The sequence below is a fragment of the Streptomyces changchenzhani genome (assembly GCF_039766235.1).
Classification (GTDB): Bacteria; Actinomycetota; Actinomycetes; order Streptomycetales; family Streptomycetaceae; genus Streptomyces.
Genome location: NZ_JBDHNH010000009.1, coordinates 261,094 through 273,532, shown reverse-complemented (window position 1 = coordinate 273,532; position 12,439 = coordinate 261,094). Strand labels below are relative to the sequence as shown.

8 protein-coding genes and 1 pseudogene are annotated in these 12,439 nt (G+C 69.8%); 4 read left to right on the top strand and 5 right to left on the bottom strand.

Features of this window, described 5'->3' with window-relative positions:
* The first annotated feature begins 23 nt into the window (after window positions 1–23).
* Together ABCR94_RS27565 and ABCR94_RS27560 are read left to right on the top strand one after the other, a co-directional pair.
* A pseudogene (locus ABCR94_RS27565) lies at window positions 24–1,719 on the top strand (sensor histidine kinase).
* A 246-nt stretch (window positions 1,720–1,965) separates the two neighbouring features.
* A complete protein-coding gene (locus ABCR94_RS27560; RefSeq protein WP_347122759.1) occupies window positions 1,966–2,691 on the top strand; it encodes a response regulator in 726 nt (241 codons plus the stop codon).
* A gap of 90 nt (window positions 2,692–2,781) precedes the next feature.
* Here ABCR94_RS27560 and ABCR94_RS27555 read toward each other — a convergent pair whose 3' ends face one another.
* The 4 genes from ABCR94_RS27555 to ABCR94_RS27540 all read right to left on the bottom strand — a co-directional run bounded on the left by ABCR94_RS27555 (window position 2,782) and on the right by ABCR94_RS27540 (window position 8,012).
* On the bottom strand, window positions 2,782–3,780 hold the full coding sequence (locus ABCR94_RS27555; protein WP_347122757.1) for an Acg family FMN-binding oxidoreductase: 999 nt from the start codon (window positions 3,778–3,780) through the stop codon (window positions 2,782–2,784).
* A gap of 64 nt (window positions 3,781–3,844) precedes the next feature.
* On the bottom strand, window positions 3,845–4,711 hold the full coding sequence (locus ABCR94_RS27550) for an IS3 family transposase (protein WP_347118397.1): 867 nt from the start codon (window positions 4,709–4,711) through the stop codon (window positions 3,845–3,847).
* A 50-nt stretch (window positions 4,712–4,761) separates the two neighbouring features.
* Window positions 4,762–5,091, bottom strand: coding sequence for a transposase (locus tag ABCR94_RS27545; protein ID WP_347116874.1), 330 nt, complete (start codon window positions 5,089–5,091; stop codon window positions 4,762–4,764).
* A 236-nt stretch (window positions 5,092–5,327) separates the two neighbouring features.
* Window positions 5,328–8,012 (bottom strand): bifunctional acetate--CoA ligase family protein/GNAT family N-acetyltransferase, encoded by a 2,685-nt coding sequence (locus tag ABCR94_RS27540; RefSeq protein WP_347122756.1) that lies wholly within the window; start codon window positions 8,010–8,012, stop codon window positions 5,328–5,330.
* Between the two features lie 292 nt (window positions 8,013–8,304).
* Between ABCR94_RS27540 and ABCR94_RS27535 the strand changes: the two genes are divergently transcribed.
* Window positions 8,305–9,180, top strand: a complete 876-nt coding sequence (locus ABCR94_RS27535; RefSeq protein ID WP_347122755.1) for a universal stress protein — start codon at window positions 8,305–8,307, stop codon at window positions 9,178–9,180.
* 13 nt (window positions 9,181–9,193) lie between these two features.
* Here ABCR94_RS27535 and ppk2 read toward each other — a convergent pair whose 3' ends face one another.
* A complete protein-coding gene (gene ppk2 / locus ABCR94_RS27530; protein WP_347122754.1) occupies window positions 9,194–10,015 on the bottom strand; it encodes a polyphosphate kinase 2 in 822 nt (273 codons plus the stop codon).
* A 23-nt stretch (window positions 10,016–10,038) separates the two neighbouring features.
* Here ppk2 and ABCR94_RS27525 point away from each other — a divergent pair, with 23 nt between their 5' ends.
* Complete coding sequence (locus ABCR94_RS27525; protein ID WP_347122752.1) at window positions 10,039–12,423, top strand: phosphoketolase family protein; 2,385 nt, start codon at window positions 10,039–10,041, stop codon at window positions 12,421–12,423.
* Window positions 12,424–12,439 lie beyond the last annotated feature (16 nt).

The window sequence follows — 12,439 nt, the reverse complement described above, 5'->3', positions numbered from 1 at the left end:
GTTTAGGGGAGCCGCTGTCGCGGATGCCGCAGATGCGTCTGGACGAGCTGCTGGAGGAACTGCAGGCACGTATCAACGCGGCTCGCGGCACCCGGGACCGAGTGCACAACCTGCTGGAGGCCGTGGTCTCGGTGGGCCGGGAGCTTGACCTTTCGCAGGTGCTGCGGCGCATCGTGGAGGCTGCCGCGCTGCTCGTCGACGCGGAGTACGGGGCGCTGGGTGTGATCGGTCCCGACGGTCGCACTCTGTCGCAGTTCCTGACCGTCGGGGTGACGGACGAGCAGATCGCCCGGATCGGCCCCCTGCCGGCCGGACACGGTCTGCTGGGCGAGCTCATCCGCCACCCCGAGCCGCTGCGGCTCGGCGATCTCGGTGTCCATTCCTCCTCGTACGGTTTTCCCGCCCACCACCCGCCGATGCGGACGTTCCTCGGTGTGCCGATCCGGGTACGGGGCGAAGTCTTCGGCAATCTCTATCTGACCGACAAGCGGGGCGGACAGGACTTCGACGGCGAGGACGAGGCAGTGATCGCCACCTTGTCGGTGGCAGCGGGCGTGGCGATCGACAACGCGCGGCTCTACGAGGCATCACAGCGTCAGCGCCGGTGGCTGCAGACGAACACCGAGATCATCAGCAGCCTATTGTCCGGCAGTGCCCGCGTGGAGGTCCTGGAACTGATCGCCCGCCGGGCGCGGGAGATCACCGGTTCACAGCTTGCGGACATGTCCGTCCCCGTCCCCGATACCGACGATCTCGTCGTTGAGCTGGCGTTCGGAGGGGAGCGCGACGCCCGCCTGGGCATGGTCGTGCCGGTCGAGGGCACCCTCTCGGGAGCGGCCTACCGGGCAGGCACGCCGGTGTCGACGGCCGAGCTCGCGGACGATGCGCGGTTCGCCTTCGGACGGGCTCGGTTCCGACGGACTGGGGCCTGCGGTGGCGGTCCCGCTGGGAACCAATGCCAAGGCGGTCCGAGGTGTCCTGCTGCTGGCACGTGCCGAGGGAGAGCCCGTCTTCACCGAGGCCGAGCTCGACCCGTTGCTCGGCTTCGCCGGGCAGGCCGCTCTCGCCCTGGAGCTGGCCGAGCGTCGGCGCGACGCCGATCAGCTCGTGCTCCTGGAGGACCGTGACCGGATAGCCCGTGACCTACACGACTTGGCCATTCAGCGGCTGTTCGCCACCGGTATGACCCTGCAGAGCGCGACCCGTTTCATCGATCACGCAGGAGCCGCCGAACGCGTTGCCCGGGCGGTGGGTGACCTGGACGAGACGATCAAGATCATCCGGTCGACGATTTTCGGGCTGCGGACCAGGATCGACGATGAAACGGCGCCGAGCCTGCGAGCCCGCGTGGCCAGGAGTGTCGGGGAGGCCGCGACGACGCTGGGATACCCGCCCCGGCTGAGCATGGAGGGGCTGCTGGACACGGATGTGCCACCGCAGATCGCCGACCATGTCATGGCGGCGCTCGGCGAGACGCTGAGCAACGCGGCACGGCACGCGCAGGCGACCCGCGTGGAAGTCGGCGTTCAGGTCACCGGCAACGAGGTGGTACTCACCGTGACGGACAACGGTGTGGGCACACCGGCCGACGGCCGGCGCAGCGGCCTGAACAATCTCGCTGAACGCGCGCAGAGCGTGGGCGGCACGCTGGACATACTGGCACCGCCCGACGGCGGCAGCCGCCTCATCTGGCGAGCCCCGCTGACCGAACACCTGTGACCGGGGTGCCCCGAGGGATGGCCGGCCGGCCTGTTGGGTGAACACGATCCGTCCCGGCGCGACAGCGCCCAGTAGTCGCAGTGCCTCACTGCGGACCACAGCCGGGTCATCCTCCGGAGCGCCACGGGCTGCCCGGCGCAGAGAGGGACCATAGGGCCATCCGGCCCTGGCCGTTCGGCCTCCGAAGAGGCAGGATCATAATCTCCAGCCCAAGGTGGGCTGCCCCAAGAACTACGGAGTGCCGCGATGACGGACAGCCCTGTCGGCGACCACGTGAAGGAGCCGGTCACCGTCTTTCTCCTCGACGACCACGAAGTGGTGCGGCGAGGAGTGCGCGACCTGCTGGAGGCCGAACCCGATCTGACAGTGGTGGGGGAGGCGGGCACCGCCGAACAGGCACTGGCGCGCGTACCCGCCCTGCGCCCGCAGGTGGCGGTACTGGACGTTCGGCTCCCCGACGGCGACGGCGTGAGCGTGTGCCGAGAGCTGCGCTCGCGGATGCCGGATCTCGCCTGTCTGATGCTGACCTCCTTCGACGACGAGGAGGCGTTGCTGGACGCGATCATGGCGGGTGCTTCCGGTTACGTGCTCAAGCAGATCACCGGCACCGACCTGGTCACTGCTGTGCGCACGGTGGCTTCGGGGCAGTCCATGCTCGACCCCGGTGCGACCACCCGGCTGATGGCCCGGCTGCGCGCCGGGTCCGAGCCGGAGGAGAAGCAAGGATTGCCCGGGCTGACCGATCGGGAGCGGGGCATTCTCGCCCTGGTGGGGGAGGGCCTGACCAACCGGGAGATCGGCAAGCAGCTCTATCTCGCGGAGAAGACGGTCAAGAACAACATCTCCCGGCTGCTGGCGAAGCTGGGCGTGGAACGCAGGGTCCAGGCCGCGGTCATTGCCACCCAGGCGCTCGCCGCGCAGGAGCAGCAGGCCGACTCACGATCCACGCCGCGTGGGGGCTTCTCACACTGAGCCGTCCTGCGGGCGGGGCCTGATCCTGTAGCGGTCTTCGGCATCGCCCGCTCGCCGCGGGGCAGGCGCGCATCGCGTGAGTGGCACCGGTCAGTCCCGGGCGCTTCCGGCCGGGATATCGAGTACCTGCGAGGGCGGACGCCGGGATGTGGTGGGGCCCTGCGGACCGTAACCGAAACGGATCAGCATCTGGACGTGTGTGCCGTGCAGGACCGGCGTGCGGAGTGACCGTCGTAGATCGGGCCATTCCATGGCCTGGTGGAGCAGCGAGGCCTGCAGGCCGTGCGCCGTTGCGGCGAGCAGCACGTGCTCCAGTGCCTGCCCGGCGCGCAGCCAGTCCGTCCGCCCGTCGTGCTCGGTGGTGAGTACGGCGATTGCCGGGGAACGCTCGAAGTCCCGGGGCGGCGGCTGTTCGCGGTGTCGCCGCGCGGTGAATTCACGCATGGGGAGCCGGCCCCGGGAGTCCTGTGGACCGGGGGCCAGGGATGGCAGAGCCCCCATCGCACCTTCGACGTCACGCACCCAGCGGCGGCTTTCGGCACTGCGGTCGGGGTCGGCGGTATTTCGGCGTTCCGCGTCAAAGGTGAGGCGTAGAAGCCGTTCTGTTTCGCTTCGGGCGGGGAAGCTCAGGGCGGAGCCTTCTACGTGGGCGGCCTCGACAAGTTCGGTGCGTACGGCGGGTGGTGGGCGCCTGTCCGAGAACGGGAACCGGCTGCTGTGCCTGCGCCAGATCGCCTCGTGCAGGTCGGCTCGATGGCTCGTGCCGGACCGTACGGCGGCGGACATGCGCACCGTGGCCAGCAAGTCGGGCTCATCGGGGCGGGGCAGCAGGCGTACGGCGGGTTCCCAGCCGAAGTGGGCCACCGCGACCCGCAGGTTGAAAAGGGACGTACCGACTGAGATATGGAGTGCCCGGCCTGTGGGGTCCGCATGTCGCAGACCCCGTTCCGGTACGGCGCGAACCTCCAGGGTCACGGAGTCGGGATCCAGCCGATAGCGCCACGGCTGGGTGTTGTGCATCGACGGCGCGGCCGTCGCGGCGGAAATCAGCGTTTCGAGCGTCGATGCGTCAAGGGCCGTGGCGGGCATGTCGACCACCTCCATGGAGACACTCAGGCTGACTGAGGTTCCCCCGGTGTGCGGGAGGTGCTGATCAGCTGGTCAGGATGGGTTGACGTGGTTTCAGGTTCGCTTGTTCGGTCGTCGCCTGGTTGGCGTAGTGCTTCTCCTCGAACTCGATGGGACTGAGGTAGCCGAGGCGTTTCTGGATGCGTCGGCTGTTGTAGAAGCCGTCGATGTACTCGAACAGCGCGAGGTTGGCCTCGGCCCGGGTGACGAAGACGCGTCCGCGCACGCACTCGGTCTTGATCAGCATCCACAGATTCTCCGCGAGGGCGTTGTCGTAGCTGTCGCCCACGGACCCCATCGACCCCTCAATACCCGCACGTACCAGCCGTGTTGTGAGCTTGATGGACGTGTATTGACAGCCGTGGTCGGCGTGATGGATCAAGGTGCCGGGCACGGGCTCGCGGCTGGCCAGGGCGTACTCGAGGCAGGACAGGACCAGGTCGGCGTCCGCGCGGGCGGAGGTCTCCCAGGCCACCACCCGGCGGGAGAAGGCGTCGCGGATCGCGGAGAGCCACAGCGGTCCCTCACCCGTGGGGATCATGGTGAGGTCGGTGACCCACAGCCGGTTCGGCACGGGAGCGGTGAAGTCCCGCTGCACCAGGTCCGGGGCGAGCGTGGCCGTCGGGTCGCGGCGGGTGAAGCCCTTGCCCGTGCGGCGTGGGCTGAGGCCCGCCAGATCGGCCTCGCGCATCAATCGCTCGACCCGCTTGCGGCCGATGGCCACGCCCTCGCGCTTGAGCACGGCATGCACGCGGGGCGAGCCGTAGATCCCGCCGGAGTCGGCATGGATCTCCTCGATCTTGGTCGTCAACTCCGCGTCACGGCGGCGGCGTTCACACGGCTCCTTCTCCTGCCGGCGCCAGCGGTAGTAGGTGGACGAGGGGACGTGCAGTTCCCGGAGTACGGGCTCGACACCGAGGTCACTGCGTTCGCTGAGGAACGTCAGTACCTGCGCCGGGTCGTGTCGAGTTCCTGGGCGAAAAAAGCCGAGGCCGTGCGCAGGATCTCGTTCGCCCGGCGCAGTTCCTTCACCTCCCGCCGCAGCTGGCCCAGCTCGTCCTTCTCCTCGGTGGTCAGCCGGTCGTCGCGCTCGCCGCGGTCGGCCTCGGCCTGGCGGATCCAGCCGCGCAGTGCCTCCGGGTGGACCCCCAGCTCAATGGCCAGGCGCTTGATCTGGGGCTTCGGCTCGGCGGTGCGATACATCCGCACCGCACGCTCACGCAACTCCAGCGGATATTTCCTCGGAGCGGCCATGGTCAGAGTTCCTCTCATGAGAACCATCTGACCCGCTGTCATCGCCCTCCGCATCTCGGGGGAACCTCAGTCGCGTTTTCGCCGGGCGGAGCAGGCGCCACCCGGCCCTTGCCAGGGCCGACCGGGTACCGAGTCAGCCCGGTGGCCGTTCGAGCTGTGCGGCGATGACGGCGGCCCGGATGCGCTGCTGGACACCCACCTCGGCCGGCCGTCACGTTTCCGATCTTCGTGTGCTTCATGTCGCTCTTTCCTTCTCAGCGCAGCCGGCGCAGATACGGGTCGTGGGCGTGGCGTGGAAGCAGCCGGACGCGGGCGTCGAGAGCTGTGATGCCGCCGGGTCGGGCCAGCACGGGGTTGAGGTCGGCGTCGGCGAGCTGGGGCAGGTCGCAGGCCATCCTGGACAGCCGCAGCAGCAGTTGTTCCAGTCCCTCAAGGTCCACCGGGCCGTTGCCGCCCTGCCCGAAGAGCAGCGGGGCGCAGCGGGGTGCGGTGATGAGGTCGTGGACATCGAGGTCGGTGAGCGGGGCGAGCCGGGCGGCGTGGTCGGCCAGTACTTCGGTCGCCGTACCGCCGAGGCCGAACAGCACCAGCGGGCCGAAGACTTCGTCCTGGACGACGCCGGCGAAAAGCTCTGTGCCGCGTTCGGCGAGTGGCTGGACGACCACTCCGGTCAGGAGTCCGGCGAATCGGGTCTCGAAGTCCCGGTAGGCGGCGCGTACTTGCGCATCACCACGCAGATCGAAGTGGATGGCGTGCTGTTCGCTCTTGTGCAGCAGGCCGGGCCAGTGGGCCTTGAGGACGGTCAGGCCGAGCGGGCCCTTGAGCCGCTCGGCGGCGAGGACGGCGTCGTCCTCGGTCTCCGCCCAGGCCCAGGGCAGTTGGGGGATGCCGTAGCAGGCGAGGAGTTCGGCGCAGGTGCGCGGGTCCAGCCAGCCGCCGTCCGGATGCGCGGCGAGATAGGCCTCGGCAACAGCCTGTGCGCGGGGTGTGTCTACCTCCGTCAGGTCGGGAACGGTGCCGGACGGCCGGGCCAGCCACTGGGCCCGCCGGGCTGCGTGGGCCAGGGCGCGGGCGGCTGCCTGCGGGTCGGCGTAGGCCGGGACGGCACCGTTGTCCGCCGTGTGGAGCAGCTTGACGGGCAGATCCTGGTCGAGGCGGACCGCGGCGACGGGTCGGGTGCGATGCCCGGGGGCGCGGGTCAGGACCTTGGTGAGATCGTCGCCGGTCGCCGCGGCGACCGCGGTGGGGACCAGTACCACCAGGACGGCGTCGATACCGCCGTGCCGGGTGAGCCGGTCCACACACTCGCTGAGTTGCTCCTCGGTGACGGCAGCGGTGGTGTCGACCGGATTGCCTGCCGTCGCCCCGTCAGGCAGTACGGCGATGAGGTCATCGATGATCTCGGTACCGAGTTGCGGCAGGGTCAGCCCGGCCTCGGCGCAGGCATCTGCCGCCAGCACGCCCGCGCCGCCCGCGTTGGTCACGACGGCGACCCGGGTCCCGGCGGGCAAGGGCTGGGAGTGCAACAGAGCTGCGGTTTCCAGGAGTTCGCCGATGGTCCGGGTGGCAGTGATGCCAGCCTGGGTGAACAGGGCCTGACGGGTCATGGCCTGTGTGGCGGCCGCCGCGGTGTGCGACGCGGCGGCATGGCGGCCCGCGTCGGTGCGGCCCGCGTCAACGGTGAGTACCGGCATCCGGCGGGTCACGCGGCGCGCGGTGCGCGAGAACGCGCGCGGGTTGCCGAAGGACTCCAGGTGCAGCAGCGCCAGATCGGTCCGCCCGTCGCTCTCCCACCACTGGAGCATGTCGTTGCCGCTGACGTCGTACTTGTCGCCGAGCGAAACGAAGCTGGAGACACCGATGCCCAGCCGGGCCAGCCCGTCGAGCAGAGCGATGCCCACCCCGCCGGACTGCACGGCGACGCCCGCGGTGCCCGGCTGCGGGTGGCGGGCGGCGAAGGTCGCGTCCAGCGAGAGCGCGGTGTCGGTGTTGGAGATCCCGAGGCAGTTGGGGCCGACGAGCCGCATTCCGTACGTACGGCAGGCGGCGAGCAGCGCGCCCGCCTGGGCGGCATCCAGCCCGGCCGAGACGACCAGCAGGGCCCGTACCCCGGACTTGCCACACTCTTCGGCGGTGGCCGCCACAGCCGCAGCGGGCACGGCGAGGACCGCGAGGTCGGGAATCTTGGGCAGCGAGCCGACCGAGGGGTACGCGGGTACGCCCAGCAAGGAGTCGACGCTCGGATTGACGGCGTAGAGCCGCCGGGTGAAGCCGCCGGTGCGCAGATTGTGGAGGATGGCCCGGCCGACCGAGCCGGGCTTGCGTCCCGCGCCGACCACGGCGATCGAGTCCGGCCGCAGCAGCGGCTCCAGGCTGGCCACATCGGCCGTCCGGCCGCGTGCCTCGACCGCCGACAGATACGTCTCGTCCTGATCGAGCTGGACACTGCAGTGGAGTTCGGGGCCGTCGAAGTGGCGTGCGGTACGCAGTCCGAGGTCGGCGAAGACCTTCAGCATCTCGTGGTTCTCGGCAAGTGCGTCGGCGGCGAACGCGGTGATCCCCGCCTCCCGGGCAGCGGACACCAGATGCTCAAGGAGCAGCGTGCCGACGCCCTGGTGGTGGTGCCCGTCCGCGGTGGTCAGGGCGATCTCTGCGGTGCCCGGTGCCTCCGTGATCTCGTACTCGGCGATCCCCACGACCTGGCCCGCTGTTTCGGCGAGCAGGGCCCGGTGGCCGGGTCGGGCGGGACCGCAGCAGCGCTGCGCGGCCTGCTCCGCCGACCTGCGGCTCATCGAGAAGAACCGCAGCCGCAGATTCTCCGGTGACATGTCCTCGTACAGCCGCAGGACCTGGGCCCGGTCGTCCGGTCCGGCCGGTCGGATATGTACGGTCGTACCGTCCGTCAGCAGTGCGTGCACCTGCCGCTGGTTCTCCGTCATCTCGGTACCTTCCTCGGGGCAGATTGCCCACCAGCGTCCAGCGGTACGGGGCCCTGTCCCAGGGGCTGGCCGGGTCCGGGAGAGGGCCGATCGGCCCTAAAGCGCGGCGTCCGGGATGCTCGGCAGCGGTTCGCCGAGCATGCTGGTACCGCGTCGGACACCCGACAGGCGCACGGGAGGGGGCCAAAGGTCCCTGACCAGAGCCGAACCGCCCCTCCTCACGCCCTGGCTGAGGGTGCGACTGTGCTCACAGGAAGAGTTCACAGCAGTCGGACGAAAGGCGGTGGGGACCATGGAGCTGCCCCTGATCGTGGGTGTCGACGGATCGGAGTCCAGCCTCCGGGCGACCGACTGGGCGGTGGACGAGGCAGCACGCCGCGGCCTCCCGCTGCGGCTGGTGTACGCATCCCTGTGGGAGCGATACGAAGGTGTCGTGCCCGCGTACAGCCTCGGGCGCCCCTCCGAGCAGGTGCTCGCCGAGGTCATCGTCGCATCCGCGGTGGAGCGTGCCCAGCGGCGTAACCCGGACGTGAAGGTGTCCGCCGAGACAGTGCCCGAGGAAGCGGTGTCCGCGCTGCTGCGTGAAGGCCGCAACGCCTCGGTCCTGGTCACCGGCTCGCGGGGCCGCGGCGAACTGAAAGGTCTGCTCCTCGGATCGGTCAGCCTGGCCGTGGCGGCCCGCGCGCACTGCCCGGTGATCGTGGTGCGCGGCGACAAGGCCGGCCTGGAGGGCACGCACGAGCGGATCCTTCTCGGCGTCGGTGAAGGCGCTGCGGGATCGGCGGCGGTGGAGTTCGCTTTCCGCGAGGCCGAGGCCCGGAACTGCACGCTCGACGCCGTACGTGCCTGGCGCTGCCCCGCGCACGAGACGACCGATCATCCGTCGCTCGCCGCGGAACCGGCCCGCCACCACGAAGAGCAGGCATCGATCCAGCTCGACGAGGCACTGCAGGACGCTGTACGAGACCACCCGGGCGTCCGGGTGCGCCGCGCCACGGTCGAAGGCCCGGCCCGCACCGTACTGCTCCACCGCTCGGCCGCCGCGGATCTCCTGATCATCGGAGCCCAGCGGCGCCACGGCCACTTCGGCCTCCAGCTCGGCCGGGTGGGCCACGGGGCACTCCATCACGCCGGGTGCCCCGTCGCCGTCGTACCTCAACGGGCCTGATCGCGTGCCGACTTCACCCGCGGAGCCCCGCCGTGTGGTCGGGAACGTACGACTGCAGCGTCCGTGGTGGCCGCCGGTATCCGGTGGCCGGCGGTCGCGGTGGCAGTTCGAGCGCCGGACTCGGCCCCGCGTGGTAAGGCACGGTCGACAGCAGATGGGCGATCATGTTGAGCCGTGCCCGGCGCTTGTCGTCGCTCTCGACGACGTGCCAGGGTGCCTGCGCGATGTCCGTGTGCACGAACATCTCGTCCTTTGCCCGGGAGTACGCCTCCCAGCGGGTGATCGACTCCAGGTCCATGGGGGAGAGCTTCCAGCGCCGTGTCGGGTCTTCGAGGCGGCGCCTGAATCGCTGCTCCTGCACCGCGTCACTCACCGAGAACCAGTACTTCCGCAGCAGGATCCCGTCCTCCACCAGCATCCGCTCGAAGATCGGGCACTGATGGAGGAAACGTTGGTGTTCGCCTGGGGTGCAGAAGCCCATGACGTGCTCCACACCCGCTCGGTTGTACCAACTCCGGTCGAGCAGGACTATTTCCCCGGCGGCGGGAAGATGCTCGGTGTAGCGCTGGAAGTACCACTGGGTGCGCTCCCGTTCGGTGGGGGCGGGCAGCGCGACGATCCGCGCCACCCGGGGGTTGAGATGTTCCGCGACCCGCTTGATCGTGCTGCCCTTGCCGGCCGCGTCGCGCCCCTCGAAGACCACGACCAGGCGGGCGCCTTCAGCGCGCACCCATTCCTGGAGCTTCACCAGTTCCGTCTGCAGCCGGTACAGCTCGCGCTCATACAGCGGCCGCGGCAGTGTCGCCGCCGGTTTCGTGCCCTTCTTGTCTGCCATACACCGACGTTACGGAGGACCCCATGCGCAAGGTCAAGCGCCAGGACCACACGGATCTGCCTGATGAGGAGCTGAAGGCGCTCGATGCCCACTGGCGGGCCGCCAATTACCTGGCCGTCGGCCAGATCTACCTGATGAGCAACCCGCTTCTGACGGAACCCCTGCGACCCCACCACATCAAGCCGCGCCTGCTCGGCCACTGGGGCACCTCACCCGGCCTGAACTTCGTGCACACCCATCTCAACCGCGTGATCAAGGAACGCGGCATCGACGCGATCTGCATCTGGGGCCCCGGCCACGGTGGGCCGGCCGTCCTCGCCAACTCCTGGCTGGAGGGCACGTACAGCGAGACGTATCCGGACATCAGCCGCGACGCGGCGGGCATGGAGAAACTCTTCCGGCAGTTCTCCTTCCCCGGCGGCGTACCGAGCCATGTCGCCCCCGAGACGCCCGGCTCCATCCACGAGGGCGGCGAGCTCGGCTACTCTCTGGCACACGCCTACGGTGCCGCGCTCGACAACCCCGATCTGCTGGTCACGTGCGTGATCGGCGACGGAGAGGCGGAGACGGGCCCGCTCGCCGCCTCCTGGCACTCCAACAAGTTCCTCGACCCCGTCCACGACGGCGCGGTCCTGCCGGTCCTGCACCTCAACGGCTACAAGATCGCCAACCCGACGGTGCTTTCCCGGCTGCCCGAGGCCGAACTCGACTCCCTGCTGCGGGGGTACGGTCACGAGCCGTTGCACGTCACCGGCGACGACCCGCGCACGGTCCATCAGGCGATGGCACACGCCATGGACCTCGCCACCGAGCGCATCGCGGCCTTCCAGCACGCGGCCCGCGCCGAAGGCGTGACCGCCCGGCCGAACTGGCCGGTCATCGTGCTGCGTACGCCCAAGGGCTGGACCGGACCGGCAGTGGTGGACGGCGTGCCCGTCGAAGGCACCTGGCGTTCCCATCAGGTCCCGCTCGCCGGCGTACGCGAAAACCCGGAGCACCTGGCCCAGTTGGAAGCCTGGATGCGTTCCTACCGGCCCGAAGAGCTCTTCGACACCGAGGGCCGCCCCACGCCCCAGGTGCTCTCCAGCATTCCGGACGGCGAGCGCCGCCTCGGTGCGAACCCGCACGCCAATGGCGGCCTGCTCACCCGGGACCTGCCCATCCCGCCGCTGGAGCACTTCGCGGTCCCCGTCGACAAGCCCGGCTCCACCCTGCACGAGCCCACCCGGGTCCTGGGCGGTCTGCTCGCACAGATCATGGCCGACACCGCCGAACGGCGTGACTTCCGGGTCGTCGGCCCCGACGAGACCGCCTCCAACTGCCTCGACGCGCTATACGACGTCACCGGCAAGGCGTGGCAGGCCGGGACGCTGGACACCGACGAACACCTCGCCCGCGACGGCCGGGTCATGGAGATCCTGTCCGAGCACCTCTGTCAGGGCTGGCTGGAGGGATACAACCTGACCGGCCGGCACGGCCTGTTCTCCTGCTACGAAGCGTTCGTCCACATCGTCGACTCCATGGTCAACCAGCACATCAAGTGGCTCAAGACCGCCCGCGCCCTCCCTTGGCGCCGCCCCATCCCTTCCCTGAACTATCTGCTGACCTCGCACGTCTGGCGGCAGGACGGCAACGGCTTCTCCCACCAGGACCCCGGCTTCGTCGACCACGTACTCAACAAGAGCCCCGAAGTCGTCCGCGTCTACCTCCCGCCGGACGCCAACACCTTGCTCTCCGTCGCCGACCACGTCCTGCGCTCCCGCGACTACGTCAATGTCGTCGTCGCCGGCAAACAGCCCTGCTTCGACTGGCTCTCCCTCGACGACGCCCGTACCCACTGTGCGCGCGGCGCCGGCATCTGGCAATGGGCCGGGTCCGAGACCGGCGTCGGTGACCCCGATGTCGTCCTGGCCTGCGCGGGCGACGTCCCCACTCAGGAAACCCTCGCCGCGGCGGACCTGCTGCGCCGTCACCTACCCGATCTCACGGTCCGGGTCGTCAACGTCGTAGACATGACCCGGCTGCTGCCCGGCGAGGAACACCCGCACGGCATGTCCGACTCCGAGTACGACGCACTGTTCACCCCCGACAAGCCGGTGATCTTCGCCTACCACGGCTACCCCTGGCTGGTGCACCGCCTCGCCTACCGCCGCACCGGTCACCCGCACCTGCATGTGCGGGGCTACAAGGAGATGGGCACCACGACCACGCCCTTCGACATGGTCGTACGCAATGACCTGGACCGCTACCGCCTCGTCATGGACGTCATCGACCGTGTCCCCGGCCTGGCAGTCCGCGCGGCCGCCGTCCGCCAGACCATGGCGGACACCCGTACCCGCCACCACGCCTGGATCCGCGAACACGGCACCGACCTGCCCGAGGTCGCCGACTGGAGCTGGACCGGTTGAACGCGCCCGGAGGTGC